The 19,536-nt window shown below is 58.5% G+C and carries 15 protein-coding genes; 14 read left to right on the forward strand and 1 reads right to left on the reverse strand.

Translation table 11 applies throughout. From position 1 onward, the window contains the following. The first annotated feature begins 89 nt into the window (after positions 1–89). The 13 genes from G3M56_RS03595 to G3M56_RS03655 all read left to right on the forward strand — a co-directional run bounded on the left by G3M56_RS03595 (position 90) and on the right by G3M56_RS03655 (position 17,075). The gene (locus tag G3M56_RS03595) at positions 90–710 is read left to right on the forward strand and encodes a Maf family protein (protein WP_235203570.1); all 621 of its coding nucleotides are present in this window, start codon (positions 90–92) and stop codon (positions 708–710) included. 542 nt (positions 711–1,252) lie between these two features. Then, the gene (locus tag G3M56_RS03600; protein WP_235203571.1) at positions 1,253–3,388 is read left to right on the forward strand and encodes an intermembrane phospholipid transport protein YdbH family protein; all 2,136 of its coding nucleotides are present in this window, start codon (positions 1,253–1,255) and stop codon (positions 3,386–3,388) included. A gap of 42 nt (positions 3,389–3,430) precedes the next feature. Then, entirely contained in the window at positions 3,431–3,628 is a 198-nt protein-coding gene (locus G3M56_RS03605) for a YnbE family lipoprotein (protein WP_164365014.1), read from the forward strand. 2 nt (positions 3,629–3,630) lie between these two features. Further along, on the forward strand, positions 3,631–4,011 hold the full coding sequence (locus G3M56_RS03610) for a YdbL family probable chaperone protein (RefSeq protein ID WP_164365015.1): 381 nt from the start codon (positions 3,631–3,633) through the stop codon (positions 4,009–4,011). A gap of 171 nt (positions 4,012–4,182) precedes the next feature. After that, positions 4,183–5,535, forward strand: a complete 1,353-nt coding sequence (gene trkA / locus G3M56_RS03615; protein ID WP_164365016.1) for a Trk system potassium transporter TrkA — start codon at positions 4,183–4,185, stop codon at positions 5,533–5,535. Between the two features lie 43 nt (positions 5,536–5,578). Further along, a complete protein-coding gene (locus G3M56_RS03620; RefSeq protein WP_164365017.1) occupies positions 5,579–7,096 on the forward strand; it encodes a TrkH family potassium uptake protein in 1,518 nt (505 codons plus the stop codon). A gap of 167 nt (positions 7,097–7,263) precedes the next feature. After that, the gene (locus tag G3M56_RS03625) at positions 7,264–10,155 is read left to right on the forward strand and encodes a S8 family serine peptidase (protein WP_164365018.1); all 2,892 of its coding nucleotides are present in this window, start codon (positions 7,264–7,266) and stop codon (positions 10,153–10,155) included. Positions 10,156–10,287: 132 nt separating this feature from the next. Continuing rightward, positions 10,288–11,034, forward strand: coding sequence for an RDD family protein (locus G3M56_RS03630; protein WP_164365019.1), 747 nt, complete (start codon positions 10,288–10,290; stop codon positions 11,032–11,034). 17 nt (positions 11,035–11,051) lie between these two features. Then, positions 11,052–12,023, forward strand: a complete 972-nt coding sequence (locus G3M56_RS03635; protein WP_164365020.1) for a stage II sporulation protein M — start codon at positions 11,052–11,054, stop codon at positions 12,021–12,023. Next, positions 12,020–13,549, forward strand: coding sequence for a DUF4129 domain-containing protein (locus G3M56_RS03640; protein WP_164365021.1), 1,530 nt, complete (start codon positions 12,020–12,022; stop codon positions 13,547–13,549). Before G3M56_RS03635 ends, G3M56_RS03640 begins: the two co-directional genes overlap by 4 nt. Then, positions 13,546–14,721, forward strand: a complete 1,176-nt coding sequence (locus G3M56_RS03645; protein ID WP_164365022.1) for a DUF4350 domain-containing protein — start codon at positions 13,546–13,548, stop codon at positions 14,719–14,721. Before G3M56_RS03640 ends, G3M56_RS03645 begins: the two co-directional genes overlap by 4 nt. Next, positions 14,718–15,743 carry an AAA family ATPase gene (locus tag G3M56_RS03650; RefSeq protein WP_235203572.1) on the forward strand — a complete coding sequence of 342 codons (1,026 nt, stop codon included), beginning with the start codon at positions 14,718–14,720 and terminating at the stop codon, positions 15,741–15,743. The genes G3M56_RS03645 and G3M56_RS03650 overlap by 4 nt, the downstream gene beginning before the upstream one ends. A 24-nt stretch (positions 15,744–15,767) precedes the next feature. After that, positions 15,768–17,075: a DUF58 domain-containing protein gene (locus tag G3M56_RS03655; RefSeq protein WP_164365023.1), complete on the forward strand. Its 1,308-nt coding sequence runs from the start codon at positions 15,768–15,770 to the stop codon at positions 17,073–17,075. A 38-nt stretch (positions 17,076–17,113) separates the two neighbouring features. Here the strand turns inward: G3M56_RS03655 and G3M56_RS03660 are convergent, their stop codons facing one another. After that, a complete protein-coding gene (locus G3M56_RS03660) occupies positions 17,114–17,752 on the reverse strand; it encodes a DUF2238 domain-containing protein (RefSeq protein ID WP_164365024.1) in 639 nt (212 codons plus the stop codon). Positions 17,753–17,876: 124 nt separating this feature from the next. Between G3M56_RS03660 and G3M56_RS03665 the strand changes: the two genes are divergently transcribed. Then, positions 17,877–19,445, forward strand: coding sequence for a choice-of-anchor I family protein (locus G3M56_RS03665; protein ID WP_164365025.1), 1,569 nt, complete (start codon positions 17,877–17,879; stop codon positions 19,443–19,445). The last annotated feature ends 91 nt before the right edge of the window (positions 19,446–19,536 follow it).

A 19,536-nucleotide genomic window follows, 5' to 3' on the forward strand; every position in this document is an offset into this window, starting at 1 on the left:
TGGGACGGGTTGTTTTAGGTGAGCGGGAGCCACTCTCATAGGTCTTAGAGGTCCTATAGGACTTATGGGAGTGGCGCCTCTGGTGGCCAATGATTGATCGACCGCCAATCTGCGCGATGGTGGGAGGGATGAGCGAAAACGAAGCACAGCGAATGATTTTGGCGTCGGGGTCACCGCGTCGGCGGGAGATGATGGCCGAAGCGGGAGTGGACTTTGAGGTGGTGCCCTCTGACGCGGATGAGTTGCACGACGACTCGATGGATTTGTTCGCGCTGTGCGAGGTGAATGCGGAACTCAAGGCCAAGGTGGTGGCGGAGCGTCATCCGGGGCGGTTGGTCATTGGTTCGGACACGTTGGTTGCGATCGACGGCGTGAAGCTCGCCAAGCCGGCGGACATGGAGGAAGCGCGGCGGATGTTGTGGCGTCTCTCCGGGCGGACGCACGAGGTGTGCTCGGCGGTGGCGCTGGTGCGAACCGGTGAGCGTCCGGTCAGCGAGACGTTTCATGTCATCAGCAAAGTCACGTTCAAAGAGCTGAGCGATGAGGTGATCGACGCGTATTACCGCGAGGTCGATCCGTTGGACAAGGCGGGGGCGTATGCGGTGCAGCAATGCCGCGAGTTGATCATTGAAAAGATCGACGGGGATTATCACACGATTGTGGGCATGCCGGTGGCGGAGACCTTGGAGCGGGCCAAGCTGTTGTTGTGAGAGGGGGCGTGGATGCTGATGATAGGCACCCCCGGGTAAGCCGTCCCTTCGGGACGAGATCGGTTTGAGGTTGTGGACCGGGGGTTGAAACCTCCGGCTAGCCGGTAAGTGGTCGCATCGGGACCAGGGTCGGCGGCGCATTTTGTGGGGACTGTGTGGTCGGACGTGACCCACAGGAGACACGAAGAGCACCATAGAGGGAAAGGTGCTCGCTGTGCTCGGATGGGATGGGTGGCCGGGTGCAATCTGGCGGTCCGGTGGGGCTCTGCGTGGTGGCGATGTGGTTCGGTTATTAGAGCTCTTAAGGAATTTTCATAGGAAGGGAAGTGCAACAAAGCCCGGGGGGAAGGAGTTTGAGGTGACGTCAGCCAGGGAATCGGTGTAGTCCGGTATGCGGTCGAGCGGTTGGTTCTGGATTGTTGGGGGCGTTGCCCCATGGCTGTGGTGCTGGCTCTGTTTGGGATGATTGTTTGAGGGGCTCGACAAAGGCTGGCGTGGAGAGCGGATTTGCTTATGCTTTGCGGCCAATGGGTGAGAAGGATATGCGACCGAAGAAGCGGCTGTGGCTGCGATTGACCTGGCTGACGATTGGGTTGTTGCTGGGCTTGGTGGTTTTTGTGTCGGTTGGTTTGCCGCGGATGATCGAGCGTAGGTTGACGAATGCGTTGCGGGCTGCCGGAGTGGACGATGTGGAAATGCGTGTGCGGTCGGTTGGGTTCGATCGGTTGGTGATCGATGAGGTGGAGCTGGGTGCGGACGGATGGTCGGCGCGGGCGGACAAAGTGACTGCGGGGTATTCGTGGCGGGATCTGCGGGAATCGCAGCTCAAGGAGCTGTGGATCGACGGGCTGGAGGTGGATGTGTTTTTACCGTCGGGTGCGGGTGAGTCCGGTTGGGAGACCGATGCAAGAGATCCTGCCGCGGGGGAGGTTGCGGATGACGGTTCGGCGGACTTTGGTTGGGTGCATTCCGCGCGCGACGGGATCGGTCGTTTGGGGGAAGTCGACGCCAATGGGGCCGTGGTGACGATTCATCGCGACGGGGAGTCGGTGGCCAGGGATTTTGATTTCCGCGCGCGGTGTCATCCGTTCGAGAGTATGGCGTACTTCAATTCGCTTGAATTTGAGGGGAGGTTCTTTATTCAGAATTCGGATCCTACGGCAGTCGGAACCCACATGAACCTTGTCTTGCAGCTTGAGGATATGGGCTCGGTGTTGGGGTTGGCTGATGTAGTTTTCGGGGCTGAGTTCACTCTCCCGGATAATCTCTCCGTGGGCGATCGCGGGTTGGTTTGGATGGACAGTGAGGTGAAGGCTGAGGTGATCGAGTATGGTAGAGTCGGAGGGGGCTTTGAGGATGTGATCTATGACAATGGAGTGGTTCGCGTGGGAGCGGATCGACTGCGTTGGAGTTGGGGGGCGATTGAGTCTGGATGTCCGTTGGAGTTTGATTTCGGGGTAAAGCAATTCGAGCTGTCTGGAGAGGGCGGCGTGGTGCTGGGAATGGTGAGTGGTAGCGATCCAAGGGTGAATGGCGAAGTGCGCTTCGGAGCCGACGGAACTGAGGTGGTCATCGCAGTGAAGGATCTGGCTCTCGCGGGCGAGGAGAATGGGGTTGCCTATCAATTGGATGATATCGACTTGAATGGGGAGATGCGCGGCGTGCAGTTGAAGGTGAACGGTGCGCTGAGCCTCGGCGGGAACCGGCTGCCGTTGACTTACCAACATGCCTATCAATCCTATGGGGACGCGTGGGAGCTGGCTGGGTGGGCTGGGGTTGCGGAATGTGAGCTTACCGAGCCGGTCGATACGTTGGGTGTGGTGCTGAAGGAATTGGCGGGCTCCGCGTTTTCGGGTGGGATTGGTGGGAGTATGGAGTTTGCGTCGGCGCATGACCGGGCGTTCGATGGGGCTTTGGAAGTGGCGGTGAAAAAGGGAGAGCTTGGGTTGGCGGACGGCCCGGTCTTTCATGGGATCGATGGGACGATCGCTCTGCCGTCGCTTGCGTCGGGGGCGACGGATGGGTTTCAGCAGGTATCGGTCGAATCGGTCGATGCGTGGGACGTTGAGCTGGTGGAACTGGTGGGCGAATACCAACTGCTTGCCGACGGTGGGGTGAAGCTGCGTGGGGTGTCGGCTGGGTTTCTTGGTGGACGGGTTGCGGTGGATCCGTTCACGATGCCCGGTGGCGATGAGGACTATGGGTTCACGCTGCGCTTGAAGAATTTGGACGTGGCTCAGGTGGCCGGATTGTTTCCCGAGTTCAATGGAACGGTGAGCGGCCGGCTCGACGGCGTGCTGCCGATTCAGAACCGCAACGGGCTTTTTTGGCCGCAGCGGGGGAGTCTGACTTTGACCAAGGGGACCAAAGGGAGGCTGAGGTACGATGCGCAAGGCGCGTTCAGCGCGGGGCTGGATCCGCGCAGCGACGATTACAAGAAGATGAAGATGGTCGAGGATTCGCTGGAGAACCTCGAGCTCAAGGTGTTGTCGTTGCGCTTGTTTGATCCTGACGATGAAGGCAAGGCGGTGGTGGTGCGGATCGAAGGTGAGTCGCCGGACGTGCGCGAGGCACCGCCGATTATTCTGAACGTGAATGGGTTCATGCCCGAGGACGAGGTGCTGGGGTATTTTGATTTATTGTTCCGGCACCGGGATAAATTGAATTTTGGGCTGTGATGCCGCGTCAGTGGCGCGTAGTTTTCGCACTCAGACTGTCTTATGAAACCGACTCATCTCGTTCAATGGATTGCCGCTCTCGTGTTGTTACCTGGAGCGGTTTCGTGTGCCTCGGTGAAGGTCGAGCCGATCGAAGTGAAGCCGATTGAGATCAACGTGAACGTGCGGATGACGGTGGAGCGGGAGTTGGACGACTTCTTCAGCGATCTCGACGAACAGGAAGCCGAAATTGTGAACTGACCATGAAACGATCGATTACAACAATGTTGGCCGTGGTGGCGATGACGGTGGCCGTGGCTCCGTCGGTGCGGGCGGAGAACCTTGGCACGGTGAAATCCCGGATGGAGCAGCGTCTTGCCGATGTGGTTTCGCTGAAGCAACGCGGTGCCGTGGGTGAGGACAACCGTGGCTACCTGAGCGTGCGTGGCCAGGTGAGTGCGGCGGAGAATGCGCTGGTTCAGGCGGAGAATGCGGACCGCAAGATGGTTTATGCCGCGATTGCGAAGAAGACGAATGCGAGTGTCGAGAGTGTGGGCGCGAAGCGTGCGGCGCAGGTGCGCAAGGCCGCTCCGAAGGGGACGTGGGTGCAGAAGCCTGATGGGAAATGGGTGGAAGTGTCCTAGTTTTCTAACGTTCAGTTTTCAGCCGCATGCGTATGTGGTGGTGTGTGAGGCGGTAGTTCTTCCGTCTCCGCGGAATCCGCGCCCATTTTCAATTGGGGTTGCTATTTTTTGTGTGGCGTCCTAGTGGTTTCTTTACCGCCGGGTGGAAGCTGTCCGGTGGAGGAATCCGTTATGAACATTATCATTCTGGGAGCTGGCGAGATTGGGCGCCACATGGCGTTGAGTCTTTCGATCGATGATCACAGTACGGTGGTGATCGAGCAGGACGATTCGGTGGCCCGCGATCTTGAGGAGCAACTGGATGCGCGCGTGATTTGTGCGGATGGGGCGTCGGCCGAGGTGTTGATTGAAGCGGGAGCCGCTGGGTGTGATTTGTTTTTGGCGCTGACCAGCAGCAACACGATCAACCTGGTGGCGTCGAAGGTGGCGAAGACGCTGGGGGCGAAGAAGACGATTTGCCGCGTGCATCCCGGGGTGCAGCGGGAGCAATGGATTTTCGACTACCGCCGGGAGTTTGAGATCGACCACATTTTCTCGAGTGAGAACCTGGCAGCCATTGAGCTGGCGAAGTTCATCCGCAACCCGAACTCGGTTTTGGTCGAGGAAATCGCACGCGGACGGGTGGAGCTGCAGCAGGTGTCCGTCGGGGTGGCCGCTGATGTGGTTGGCAAGACCTTGCGTGAGCTGGAGCTGCCGGCGCGGGTGCGCGTCGGATTGGTGATCCGCGATGGAGTGGGGCGCATTCCCAAGGCCGACGATGTGTTGGCACCGGGGGATTTGCTGACGCTTTTCGGTGAACCTCGGAAGCTGGAGTCGGTGGTGGTGCGGATGCGTGGCAAGACGGCCAAGGACAAACCAAAACGCGTGGTGTTGTTTGGCGGTGGCGAGTACGGTTATTCGGTGGCGCAGATGCTGCAGGACTGGAACTGCCGGTTGCGCATTTTTGAACAGGATCCCGATCGCTGCGAGTGGCTGACCTCCACGTTGGAAAACACGACGGTGATCAATGCGGACGGGACGTCGATCACCGAGCTGCGCGAGGAGCAGGTGGGCGAGGCGGACTTCTTCGTGGCGACCACCGGAAGTGACGAGGATAACGTGATGACTTGTCTGCAGGCGAAGAGTCTGGGGACTGAGAGTTGCATCACGCTGGTTCACCGGGCGGACTACGCGGATGTGATCTCGCAGAACCATGGAACGCTCGGGATCCGGGCTGCGGTGTCGCCGCGCGAGGCGACGCGGCGTGAGTTGATGCGCTTTGTGACGTCTGACCGCTTCCATACGATGAAACGATTCCCTGGTGCGGAGTTGATCGAGTTGGCGGTGCCTGAGGGGTCGCCGATTGTTGGGAAGATGATCCGCGAGCTGAACTGGCCGCAGGGTTGCGGGTTGGTGGCACGGGTGCACGACATTCATGCCGAGGTGCCATCCGCCGACGATGTGCTCGAGGACGGGGACAATTTGTTTGCGCTGGTGGAGCCGGATGCGAAAAAGGCATTCGTGAAACTGGTCATCAAGGGCTGACGCTGCGGGCCTGTGACCGTGCAGGCCGAATGATGGAAATCCGATGAACTACCGCCTGCTATCGAAGATATTTGGATCGTTGTTGCTCTTGTTGAGCTTCACGATGTTGTGCTGTGCCGGTTTTGCCTGGTATGAGAAGTGGCACGGTGTGGTGAACCACGGGGCGCATGCGCTTTCGATGGGGACGGGGATTACCGCACTGAGCGGGGTGGTGTTGTTGCTCTTGGGCGCGCGCTGCAAGGTGGAGATTCTGAGGAAAGAGGCAGTGGTGGTTGTAGGATTCGGGTGGATTTTATCGGCGGTGTTTGGGGCGGTGCCTTATTTGTTTTCCTCACCGTCGCTTTCTCCTGCTGCCGCTGTGTTCGAATCGATGTCCGGGTTCACGACGACGGGTTCGACGACGATTGCATCGTTATCCGAGTGGCCGCGGTCGTTGTTGTTATGGCGTGCCACGACGCAGTGGCTTGGGGGCTTGGGGATTCTGGTATTGTTCGTGGCGTTGCTGACCTACCTGGGGGTGGGTTCCAAGAGTTTGTTCCGCTTTGAGTCGTCATTGCGGTTGGGCGAGGCGTCGCAGACGCAGATCCGCCGCACGGCGCGGATTTTGCTGATTGTGTATGCGGGGCTGACGACGGTGGCGATTGTCGGGCTCAATGTGTTGGGGATGTCGATCTACGATGCGGTGGCGCATGCGTTTACCGCGGTTTCGACCGGTGGGTTCAGTCCGTATGACTCGTCGGTTGGTCATTTCCAGAGTACGCCGATCGAGATGTTTCTGGTGGTGATCATGTTGCTGGCGAGCATGAACTTCTTGTTCTATGCCGCGGTGATTAAAAAGGGAACCAGCCGGATCCGGAGCGAAGAGGAAGGTCGGTGGTTCTTGATCATCGTGTTGGTCTCGGCGCTTACAATTGCTGCCAACTTGTGGTTCGGCGGTATGCAGCGTGAGGCGGGTCCGTACTACGGTGCGCCGCAGGATGCGTTTTATGATGCGTTGTTCATGGTGAGTTCCATCATCACGACGACGGGGTTTGGTTCGGCGTGGCGCACGGCGGAAACGGCTCCGCTCGGGTATGACCAGTGGCCGACGTTCTCCGTGGCGATTCTGTTGGTCTTGATGATGATGGGCGGCTGTGCCGGAAGTACCGCAGGTGGCATCAAGGTCGGGCGGATTGTGCTGTTCTTCAAAATGATGCGCCAGGAGGTGGTGCAGTCGTTCCGTCCAAAGCAGGTTTTCAATATTTTCCTCAACAAACATCCGGCAGGAGATGCGGCGCGCAGCGTGCCGTTCTATGTGGCGATTGTGGGGGCGACTCTGGTTGCCGGTACCGTATTGCTGAGTTTGTTTGAGCCGGGGAAGAACTTCGACACCTGCTTTACCGCGGCGATTGCGACTTTGTTTAACATTGGTCCGGGGATCTCGGAGGTGGGGCCGACTCAGACATTCGCTGGATTCAGCGGTGCGAGCTATGTACTGATGTCCTTGCTGATGGTGCTCGGCCGCTTGGAAATGTTTGCGGTGTTGGTGTTGTTCATGCCGTCGCTTTGGAGGCGGTACTAGCAGTATGGAGGTCACCGCGGGGTGTTGGGCTGTGCAGATTTTTTCAAATGTTTGGCGAGTGGTATTCGTTGGCGGAATTGTGCTTGCATTGCTAGTTCCGGCTGTGGAGAGTGGCGCGGTGCCGGTGTCTGCTCGGGCGGATGTAACTGGTTAATTTTATTTGAATCATGAGATCTTGGAGACTTTTTGATAAAGGGGTAGTGGCGCTATCGTTTGCCGCGGGAATCGGTGCTGCGGTAGCCTCGGGTGCTGGGGACGACGCTGCGAAGCAGGCGCGCGAAGAACTGAAAGCCAAGGTCATGGAGGAGTCTCCGTTCTTTGATGCTTCTGTAACGCCAGCCTACTCCGCTGATGAGTTCCGCAAGCAGTTGTCACAGTTGCCCGAAGTGTTCGGCGAAGGGTTTGAGATGAACCTGAGCAACCTGGCGGCGCAGATGTTGCAGGGGCAGCAGATCGCACAGCGTTCCGATCAGAATCAATTCAAGACCTATGAGTTGGCGCGTGCCCAAGGCTTGCGAACCGAGGGCGTGACCAAAGATGGGCATCGCTTCGAGCTGCGAGGATTTGATAGCAATGGCAAGCCGTATTATATCCACGCATTCAACTACACCTCACGTACTACGCAGGGCGTCCATATGATCGGTGAGGGGACCGAGCGGAATCTGACTGGAGCCGGTTTGTTGGCAGGTGTTTGGGACGCTGGTGGTGTGTTGGCAACCCACGTCGAACTCGATGGCCGGGTCACTCAGGTGGATCTGCCGGATGACTTGGACAACCACGCAACACACGTAGCAGGGACCATTGGTGCGAGCGGGGTGCAAGAGTTGGCTCTTGGCATGGCTCCGAACGTCACGATCATGGCCCATGATTGGGATAACGATCTGGGGGAGATGCTGGCGCTTGCTGGGACGACTCGCTTCAGTGGTGTGACTGATTTGTTGGTGTCCAACCACTCGTATGGATTGATCGGTGGCTTTATAAATATCAACACGCCGGAAGATCCACTTTATCTTTGGTTAGGGGATGACCCGCCTGCCCGTTTCGATCCAAAGCACGGTGGATACATTGAAAGTGCGCCTCTAGTGGATGCTCTGGTGTACAATAGTAAGTACTATCTTCCAGTGATTGCTGCAGGTAACGACGGTGATCAGCCAGGGCCTGAGCCTGGCGACGATTGGGCGATCATCGATCCAGAAGATATTTTTGGAATCGCAATCGTTGAGGATTATAACCCGGCATTGGACCCAGAGAGTGTGCAGGCTCGCGATGGTTATGATTCTATCGGTGGTGCACTTGGATTGGGTAAGAACGTGCTGACCGTGGGGGCTGCCACGGATGGCGTGGCTGGCTACGAAGAAGAGTTTGAAGATGACGGGGACACTGAGTTCCTTGGTTCGACTGGTTCACCTAAGGGTGAGCGCCAGCAAGCTAAAGTGCGGATTGCTCGCTTCTCGTCGAGAGGTCCAACCGATGACGGGCGGATCAAGCCGGAAGTCGTGGCAAATGGTACAGGCGTTCTGTCACCGGTTGCCAACTTCGACGATGCCTACGACCGCTACAGTGGTACAAGTATGGCCGCACCAAGTGCTGCTGGTGCCATCGTTTTGCTGCAGGAGCAGGCGATCACCTCCGGAGCTGGCGGCGCATTGCGTGCGGACACCATGAAGGCGTTGCTTTGTCATACCGCTTTCGATCTTGGTAACTTCGGTCCTGACTACATCTACGGCTTCGGATTGATCGACGCAGCGAAAGCCTCTGATTTCATTGCGCTTCAGCGTTCGACTTTGGTTCCGGGAGATAGCAAGCCAATCCACGAAGGTCGTGTCTTCTTGACTGACATTGGAAACGGCTACCGTCTGACGCAGTACAAGGCGCAGGTGAATGGTGGAGGCCCTTTGAAGATCACTCTCAGTTGGCTCGACCTTCCTGGTGAAGAGCTTGAAGGTGGTAACAACCGGACACGCACACTGGTGAACAACCTCGACTTGCGCGTGTATTCTCCATCAGGTGAAGTTTTCCGTCCATGGGTGCTTGATCTTGAGAACCCTGAGGATCCTGCGGTTCCGGGTGACAACCAGGTGGACAACATTGAGCAGGTCTATATTCCTAATCCAGAGGAAGGTGAGTACACCGTGTTGGTGATTGCCAGCGAGTTTGATGCCGAGGTGACCGCTCAGGAGTACGCTGTTGTGGTTGACGGTGTGTCCGCGTTTAGGCAAGAGCCGATCGGTGACACCACTCCGATTGACCCGATTGACTATCCATTCGAGATCATTCCGGTTGAGCCGAATGTGCCTGATGAGATCGCCGAGGCGGTGGTCAAGCAGATGAATGTTTTCCGCGTGCCGATTTATGCAACAGCTGGCACTCCGGACGCAAAGATGCGTTTGGTGGGTGACCTCCTTGCCGAGTACATCGATAACGACGAAGACGGCATCGCTGATAACGGTCCGGTGGTCAACGAGATTGAGCGTAATGGCTCGATGGTCGTGATGTTCGCCAGCGCTCAGGAATATGAGTTGGCGTTGGAGGAAGGAACCATCAACGGAGCGGCTCTGAACACCAAGGAAGTTCAGATCATCTTCGCGAACGAAGTTTCCAAGAGTTTGCCTCGTGGACATGCCGAGGAAGCTCGATCCAAGCTGCTCAAGCTGATCTTGCGCAATGGATTCTCTGAATTCGAGCGCTATGCCGAGTTCTTCGCTGAAACCGAAGACAGCGTGCTTGGTGGCTTGATGCTCAAGGCTCGTGGAACGCTCGACAAGGAAGATCCAGAGTACAACATCCGCGGGTGGTACCATGTGGTCTCAACCGACGAGGCGCGTCTCGTTTCCGAGTACTTCTACTATGTCATGGGCAGCCGCATCGGATTGTTTGACGGCAAAGGTGTTGGTCGCAACGTCGAGGTGTTCTGGGATTTGTACAACGAGGAGAAGTTGCGTGGCGGTGACCCGTTCGCCTTCCTTCTGGTGAACAAGCCGCAGTACAAGATGCCGCGTCGTTTGCCGGATGGTGACTATCGTCCGGATCGTACACCGCCAGGTATCCCATTCTTCTAATACCTGATTGATAGATATTTGATTCATAGATCCCCCGGTCCGAGTGAATTTTGGGTCGGGGGATTTTTTGTGCTTGTTCGGTAGGGGCGTCCTACTAGCGTGTCATGCGGATCCTCTCTGTTATCAACGCTCATGTCAGCATCCCCGTCCCGAAGTCAGCCATTGATCGACACCTTGCAGGTGGTCGAGTTGGCGGAAGGGGTGGAAGTGCAGTTGCCGGTGGCGGGTGTGGTGGCGCGGGCTCACGCGTTTATGATCGATACTTTGATTCGTGTGTTTTTGATCTCATTGATCGTTGGTGCGGTGGCGTTGGCGGCGATGTGGTTGTTCGGGCAGGGAGTGGGGATTGGTATCTATTTGGTGGGGAGCTTTCTCGCCGATTGGTTTTACTTTGTGTATTTCGAGTACTTCCGTGGCGGCGTGACACCGGGGAAGAAGTCGGTGGGTTTGCGGGTCGTGCAGGAGTCGGGGCAACCGATCACGTTGGGGCAGTCGATCTTGAGGAATTTCCTGCGTTATGTGGACACGTTCCCTGCGGTCTTTAGTTTGGTAGGAGTGGCGAGCATGGTGTTGTCTGGCCGGTCGCAACGGTTGGGCGACTTGGCAGCTGGGACGTTGGTGATTTATACCGACCAGGAAAAGTTGTACCCGGCGATGTTGCGGCAGGTGGCGCCGCCGATGGAGCTGCCGGCAGAGGTGCCGCCGGTGATGCTGACGCGAACCGAGCAGCGGGCTGTGACGGATTTTGTCGAGAGGGCGGGGATCTGGACCGACGAGCGGCGTGAAGAATTGGCGAACTTGGTGACTCCGCTGACGCGGGCGTCGGGAGTCGAGGGCGTGCGGCGGTTGGTCTCGTACAATGCGTGGTTCAAGCGTTAATCAGGCGATTTGAGACGATGAAAGAGCCAGAGTTTATCGACGAACACAGTGCGATGTGGGAGCGCTTTGAGGAGGATCTTAAAGTGCTTGAGAAGCGCTCGGTGGTTGGGGATGCGGTGATGACGTCGCGGACGTTCTCACAGGTCTGTCATCATTTGGCATTGGCTCGTCATCGGATGTACGGAGCCGAACTGTGCGAGCGCTTGAATGCGTTGGTCAGCCGTGGAAGCCGATTCTTCAGCAAACCACGACGGTCGTCTGCTGCTGAGGTTTGGTATTTTTTGACGGCGGGTTTTCCTGCCACGGTGAGGAAGGAGTGGCGGCTTTTCTGGATCAGCACCTTGGTGTTTTTGATTCCGTTTGTGTGGGCGGCACTTGCGGTGGGCAATGACAGTGAATGGGCCCACGCGATCCTGGGAGCCGATGGAATGGAAAGCGTCGAGAAGATGTATGGCAAAGGGGCGGATTTGGAGACGTTTCGAGGTGAGTTTGACTCCAACTTTATGATGTGGGCGTTCTATGTTTGGAACAACGTACGCATCGACTTTCAAATGGTAGCGGGCGGGTTGCTTGCCGGTGTCGGGACGTTGTTCTTTTTGTTGTTCAACGGCGTGTTTTTGGGTGCGTTCACAGGGTGGGTTCATCAGTCGGGAGATCCGCAGAAGTTTTACTCATTTGTGGTGGGGCATTCCTCGTTGGAGATGGTGGGGATGTTGATTGCCGGGATGGCTGGCCTGAGGATCGGTTGTGGGATCTTGTTTCCAGGTCGGTTGAGGCGTGGAGTGGCTTTGGCGGATGCGGCGAAGCGGGCGTTGCCGATGATCTATGGATCGGGTTTGATGACGTTCTTTGCGGCGTTCATCGAGGGGTTCTGGTCTGCCCAGGATGTGCCGGTCAGTGCGAAGTACTGGGCTGGTGGTGCGGGTTGGTTGCTACTTGTGGCGTACTTTTTATTGGCTGGTCGCGGAAAGGAGGCGTTGCCTCGATGAACCTGTTTGATATCAATGCGGTGATGCGGCCGCGGCGGACGTTGGAAGCTGTGGACCTTGGTGTGGCATTGGTCCGGCGGTTTGCCAAGCCGGTGTTTGGGGCGTGGGCTCTGACCGTGCTGCCGCTGTGGCTGATGATGGCAGCTGTGCTTTGGAACTATCCGGGGTGGGCGCTCTTTGCGATCTGGTTCACCAAGCCGCTGATGGACCGGGTACCGCTTTATGTCATCAGTCGCGGGTTGTTTGGCGAGGTCCCGCCGATCCGCGAAGTGGTGCGGGCGTTTCCCAGAATGTTGGTGCGGAATGTGTTTGCTCTCACCATTGCCAACCGAATGTCGATGTGTGGCGCCTTGTTATTGCCGGTGGTGGATCTTGAGGGGGCACAGGAAAAGAAGGCGAGGAAAGAACGCATTCAGGCAATCCGGCGAGTGGGTAGCGGAGCGGGCTCGGTGATGTGGGTGTTCAGCTTGATCGAGTCGTCGATGTTGATCGGTTTGCTGATTGTCGGGCAGATGTTGCTGCCTGAGTTCCTGGCGGATGAGTTCTCAATGGGGATGAGTCTTTTGCTGGAGTACTCGGACCCGACGATGTTGGTGCCTCTGCTGCAGGTGGTGTTGGTTGGCTATATCGTGGCGGTTTCGTTGGTGGAGCCGTTTTATGTGGGCGGTGGATTTGGGGTGTATGTGAACGTGCGCTCGATCATGGAAGGGTGGGATATTGAGCTTGAGTTCCGCAAGCTGGGTGCGCGGTTGAGTGAGCAGATGGCTCCGGTTTCGAAGGTGGTTGGGGGATCTCGGTCGGCGTTGATTGGTCTGTTCGCTGCGTTGCTATTCGGTCTGTCGGGTGTGGGGTCCGGGATGGGGCAATCGTGGGATGAGGGCGAGTGGACGGCACGGGATTCGAAGGAGTTGGCGCAGCAGGTTTCCGAGGAGGATGCGTTCGAGGTGAAGACGGTGAAGATTTGGAAGCCGGACGAGCCTGAGAAACGGAAGAGGGAGTCATTTGACGCGTCGCCCTTGGCGGGGTTGGCGAAGGTGGGCTTTTGGTGTGTGGTCGTGGCAGTTGTCGGGTTCGTTTTGTGGCTGATGATCCGGGCAGCTGCGCGCTGGAAAGGGAGTGTGCCGGATGTGGCTGAGCCTGAGGATCGACGGGCAGTCGAGTCGTTTCTCGGGATGCCGGTACGTCCGGAAAGTTTGCCGGATGATGTGGTGACGGAGGCGCGTCGTTTATGGAACGAGCAGAAGTTCGTGGAAGCGATGGGGTTGCTCTATCGGGCGGGGATTGGCTGGATGATCGAGCAAGGGCACGTCGAGATCCGTGAAAGTGATACCGAGGGCGATTGTTTGCGGCGGATCGAGAGCGAATTGCCGGGGGATCCGCGAGTGGCGTTCTTTCGCTCGTTGACCAATGGCTGGATGGCGACGGTTTATGCGGGCCTGATTCCGGAGGCACCGGAGTTTGAGCAATGGTGTGACCAATGGCCGTATCGGCGCGATGTGGCCGCTGGGATGGGAGGTGCGAAATGAGCGTGTGGCGTCGATGCCTTGCGGGCTTTGTGGTGCTCGCTGCGTTTTTATTTGCCGGCTGCCGTGGCGATGGGCAGTGGGAGGAGGAGCAGCTTGGGTATACGGGTAAGGCGCGGCGCTATCCGTTTTTGGCGGCGAGTCGGGTGCTCGAGGAGGCGGGGTATGGCCCGACGGATCGGTTGCGTTCGGTGTTCGTTAACGACAAACACTACGGGACTATGTTTGTGCGCGCGTCTTCGGTCGCGGACAAGGCGACGGTGAACCGCTTGCGTAGGTTGTTACGAGATGATGTGCATCTGGTGTTGTTGTTGGACGGCGGCGAGCGTTATCTCAATGACTTCAGCAAGGGCCACCGGGCATTGGCAGGATCGTGGCAGGCGGAGGATATCCGTGACACGGCGTTGATCGAGCTTCTGGATGAATTTGGGATTGAGCTGGATGATGGGATCCAGTTTTCGGCTGAAGCGCCGGTACGTTATTCCCTGGGGGGCGAGACATTCGAGGTGGCGGCTGACGCGGATTTTGGTGTGCGCTGTGTGCGTGCCGAGCCGGTGATTGAGTCCGTGGAGGGTGACGGCGATGCGGCGTTGATCGTGACGCGGCGAGCGTTGGCTGGGCGGCTGACGGTGGTTGCCAATGCGATGCCATTCCGTTCGCGGTTTCTTGCGGAGGGGGATCACGCGCACTTGTTGATGGCGTTGATGGATTTGTCGGATTACGGCGGGATTGCGGTGGTTGAGGATGGCGGGATATCGTTTTTCGGGATGGTGTGGCGCAGAGGATCGTTGCTTGTGGTGGCTGGTGGTCTTGCGCTGGTCTTGTGGTTGTGGCGCCGGATGACGCGTCGTGCGCCGGTGCTCGCCGCGCCTGAGGTTGCGCTGACTGATTTTGGCGAGCGCATCGAGGGGCTCGGTCATTTTGTATGGAGCCAGAAGGGTGGCGCCCAGCTGCTTGAGGGGATGAAGCGCGAACTGCTGGCCCGCTGGGGCACCGCGACGGGGCAGATGTTGGTTTTTCCTGAAATGCCGGATTCAGGCTCGATTTCCGAACGCATCCGTGGCGAGGTCAGCGCCGACGATATCCGCGCCGCGCTGACGCTTGAAGCGGGCGCTGAGAGTGAGCCGATGCTGCTGGCTATTTCCAATCTTCAAAAAGTAATTCGCTTGTTATGAGTACATTTGATTCCAACCCAGAAATGCAGGCTGTCGGTGATGCCCCGTCAGTAGAGCCGCGCCACGGTGACGACACACGGCAGCGTGTTGCCGGAATGTTGCAGGCAATCCGGAGTGAGGTCGGCAAGGCATTCATCGGCCAGGAAGCCATTTTGGATGATGTGTTGGCTGGTTTGCTGGCTGGTGGGCATTTGCTGCTGGAAGGGAAGCCTGGATTGGGTAAGACCCGACTGGTAGTGGCGCTGGCTCAGGCGATCGACGGGGAATTCGGCCGGATTCAGTTTACGCCCGAGTTGATGCCATCGGATGTTACGGGCTTTTCGTTGTTTGATATGAAGAGCCAATCCTTCCGCGTGAGCCGGGGTCCGGTTTTCACCAATTTGTTGCTGGCGGATGAGATCAACCGCGCTCCCGCCAAGACCCAGGCGGCATTGCTCGAAGTGATGCAGGAGCGGCAGGTGACGATCGAAGGGGAGAGCTACACTTTGGAGCGGCCGTTCATGACGTTCGCCACGCAGAACCCAATCGAGCATGAGGGGACTTATCCGCTGCCGGAGGCGCAGCTGGACCGCTTTTTGATGAAGTTGGTGATCGACTACCCATTGCATGATGTGGAAGTGCAGATCGTGCGCGAGATGGCTGGAGTAGGTGGGACGGCTGCGATGGCGGTCGAGCGGGTGTGCAGTGTGGCGGACATCGTGGCGGCGCAGGATGCGGCGGCTTCGACTGAAGCGGTGGTGGAGGTGGTGGACTACTGTGTGGCGATTGCGCGAGCGACGCGTGAGTCTCCGGCGTTCTCGTTAGGCGCGGGTACTCGTGGGGCGATTGATTTGCTACGGGTGGGTAAAGCGCGGGCGTTGATGGCGGGGCGTCATTATGTGATTCCGGACGACATCAAGGCATCGGCAGTGGCGGTGCTGCGTCACCGGGTGCAACTGACGCCGGAGATGACCATCAGCGGGCAGTCGGTGGACCGGGTGCTTGAGGATGTGGTGGCCGGAGTGCCGGCGCCTCGGGTTTAATCTGGATTCGATTGTAAAAGTGCGATGATTCCCGGGCGTCGATTGCTGATCCTTGCGACCTTGATGGTCGGGATCTCGTGTGTGCTGGTGGCAGTGCCCGGGGCGATGTTTTACGGCTACGCCCTGTTGGCTGTGTTGGGCGTGGTTGCGGCGGTCGATTTGTTGTCGGCGTGGAAGATGACGCCGTCGATCCAGATGCGGCGGGTATTGCCCGGGCGGTTTGCGCTGGGTGTGAGGCAGGTGGTGGGCTTGGTATTGCGTCAGGACGGGCGACGGACATTGGCGATCGAGCTGTTCGACGGTGTGCCGGATCGGTCGGATGTCGAAGGTTTCCCCTGGCATGGGCAACTGCCGCCGGCGCAGGATTTGCACGTGCGTTATGAGATCGGTTTTGATGAGCGCGGCGAGGTGCCTTTTGGTCGGGCGTGTGTGATGGTGGATTCCCCGCTCGGGTTGTGGCAGCGGAGGCTGTGGGTTGGAGATGAGGAGGTGGTGAAGGTGTATCCCAACTACAAACCGGTGTTGGACATGGCGTTGTTGGCGATGGATTCTCGCCGCGATGAGATGGGGCTGCGCTACATGCGGCGGGCAGGTGCCAGCCGCGAGTTCCTGCAGCTGCGGGACTACCAGCTCGGCGATGGGTTGAACACGGTGGACTGGAAAGCGACGTCGCGGTTCCATCGCTTGATCAGCCGGGAATACGAAGAGCAAAGGAACCAGACCTTGATCTTCATGCTCGATTCGGGAAGGCGGATGCGGGCGATGGATCACGGGCTGCCGCAATTTGATCACTGTCTCAATGCGATTTTGTTGGTGGCGTACGTGGCGCTGAACCAGGGGACGCAGGTTGGCGTGTTGGGCTTTGGCGAGGGCGTGAACTGGCTCCCTCCGGTAAAGGGCGTGCAGGCGATGCCGCGGTTGCTCAACCATTTGTTCAATGCTGAGACGACGATGAGCCCGAGTGATTACGATGAGGCGGCAACTCAGTTGATGGTGCGCCAGAAGCGTCGGGCGATGGTGGTGATGCTGACCAATTTGCGGGGGGAGAGTCCGCGCGAGTTGTTACGGCCGTTGACTGTGTTGAAGCAGAAACATCACGTGGTGGTGGCTTCACTGCGTGAGCAGCGCGTGGAGGAGATGCGCAACGCGGCGGTGGGTTCGGCTGCTGATGGTGTGCGGGCGGCGGCGGCACATTTGTATGTGGCGGAGCGGCGCAAAGTAGCAGCGGAAATGGATGCGCTGGGGGTGCCATTAGTGGACGCGACCGCTCACGATTTTCCGGTGGCTCTGGCCAACCGTTACCTGGCGGACCGGGCGCGGGGAGCGATGTGATGCGGGGGCGGACGAGATGGAAAACGGTCTGGTAGGATCTATTGCGGTTGATCTAGCGGCTGTTTTGCTTTGTCTAGCAATGGCTTGTTGCGTGGAAGTGCGGCGAAGAGGGTGACAGCAAAGACGGCGCCGAGTGTGTCGGCGAGCATGTCTTTCTGGGCGTCCCAGATGTCGCCTTGGGACCCGAGTACGGCGGCTCCTGCGGTGGGGTCAGCGTTGATGGCCCAGATCCATTCGAGGATTTCGTAGAGGCCGGCGATTGCCAGCACCGTGACTACGGGGAGCCCGAGTACCAGCGTGCGGGTGCGCACGAGTTGGTTGGCGGCGGCGGCCTCCGCCATGGCGTAGGCGAAGAACCCGACGGCGAAGTGGCCTACGCGGTCGTAGTGGTTGCGCTCGAAGTTGAAGGTATTGGTGACCCAGTCGAATGGGACGAGCTCGAAGGTGAAGTGTGCACCGATGGTGTGCATAACGGGCAGCACGGTCATCAGGGCGTAGGCTGTGTTAGAGAAACGATGGTAGCGTGACGCCCAGATGATGAGCCCTACGATGACCCAGATTGGGATGATCTCGGCGAAGAAGACGGTGAGGTCGTGTGGGTTGATGGCGCAGAGCGCGACGACCAGCAGGTAGAATCCGAGGCAAATGTAGGGGAACTTCGTGGAATTGGTGGTCATGGCTGGCGTCGGATTGTGACGGATTCTTCGGGATGATCTGATTGCCGGTGGTGTGGGCATGGATGCACGGTCGTGGCGTTGCAGGAACAAATCCAAGCAACTCAATTTTGAACGATCGAGATCCATGAAGTCTTATCTTCCATTTGTTGTGGCGGCTGTGTCGCCGTTGGTTACGCTTGGCTATGCCGAGAGCCTGAAGTCCGAGCAGGTGATTGCTCTGGGAATGAACGAGGGGGAGGTGGTTTCCTATTCGCCAGGAATGCAGCGTCTGGCTGTGACCTCCGAGGTGGCTGGTGGCGTGCGGAGCTATCGTTTCGCTTCCGGGCAATTTGTAGCCGGGGCTGCAGTCGACCTTGTAGGCTACTTCGGGAGCCAGCCAGCGGGGGGCTTCACCTTTGGGGGTGTGACTTCGGTGGCGTTGCATCCGAAGGATGTCGATTTGGGTGTGGCGAGCGTGAAGAACGCGACCAAGAACAGTGATGGGATCCCCGGAGCGGGGCGAGTGGTTTTCTTCCGCGTCTCGTCAGGCGAAGTGCTTGGTTCCGCGGCCGTGGGCGTGCATCCGGATATGGTGACTTTCTGCCCGAAAGGAGACCGTGTGTTGGTCGCTAACGAGGGGGAGTTCGTGGTGGACTCCCCGGCGGATGCGGATGGTTCGATCAGTGTGATCGACGTGCGCGGGGTGATTGGCGGCGGTGAGGCTGTGGCGCGGACGGTAGCGTTCGACGGAGTGAATGGACTCGAGCGGTTGCGTTACAATGCGAAAATCGAGAGCGGACGCGAGAGCGCCCACATCGAACCGGAATACGTGACGGTATCTGCTAGCCATGATTTGGCATTTGTCAGCTTGCAGGAAAACAACGCGATCGGTGTCTTTGATCTGAAGGCCGGGGCATGGCAGGGCGTGCATTCGCTGGGTTTGCTGGAGCAAACCATCGATGCTTCCGACAAAGACAAAAAGGTGGCGATTGATAAGGTGGTTGCGGGGTTGCCGATGCCGGATGCGATCGCTTCGTACGAGGCGGACGGAGTAGTTTATCTGGTGTCGGCTAACGAAGGGGACTTCCGGCCGGATGATGGGGATCGTGCGCGCGTGATGGATTTCACGGGCGAGGACCAGGGGGGCGACGCGATTGAGGTCGACATGGGGAAGAAGGCATTGGGTAGGTTGCGGGTGTCCGTGCCGGACTCCGATCCCGATGGTGACAACGCGTTGGAGAAGTTGGTGATGCCGGGGACGCGGTCACTTTCCGTGTGGCGCTTTGACCCGGCGGCGGAGACGCTGGAGTTGGCCGGCGATACCGGGTCGTTGGAAGCGTATTTGGCCGAAGTGGACCCGACGCGTCACAATGCCAACGACGGTGGAGATCCTGAGGCGTTCGACAAGCGTTCCGATGACAAGGGGCCGGAGCCGGAAGGTGTTGCTGTGGTGAAGACGGCAAGTGGCCGCGTGTTAGCCGTGGTTGGAATGGAACGCCAGAATGGCCTGGTGGTGGTGGATTTGACCGCGCCCGAGTCACCGAAGCCGGTCGGGTACCTCAACGACTTCGATCGAGGGTTGCGCCGTCCGGAGAGCGTGATCGCGGTGGATGGGTCGGACAGCCCGACAGGTGAGCCGATGGTGATTGTCGGTTACGAAGGGGATGCGGACGAGCAGATCAATGGTGGCGTGGGCGTGTATTCGCTGAAATAAGTGGAACGGCACGCGATGGAACGCATGTCACCGCTGGAATGTGCGGCCATCGGGGCGGGTTTCTCGCTCCGATGGCATCGCAAGCTCGGCC

Origin of the sequence: Sulfuriroseicoccus oceanibius (genome assembly GCF_010681825.2) — a bacterium.
Taxonomy (GTDB): Bacteria; Verrucomicrobiota; Verrucomicrobiia; order Verrucomicrobiales; family SLCJ01; genus Sulfuriroseicoccus; species Sulfuriroseicoccus oceanibius.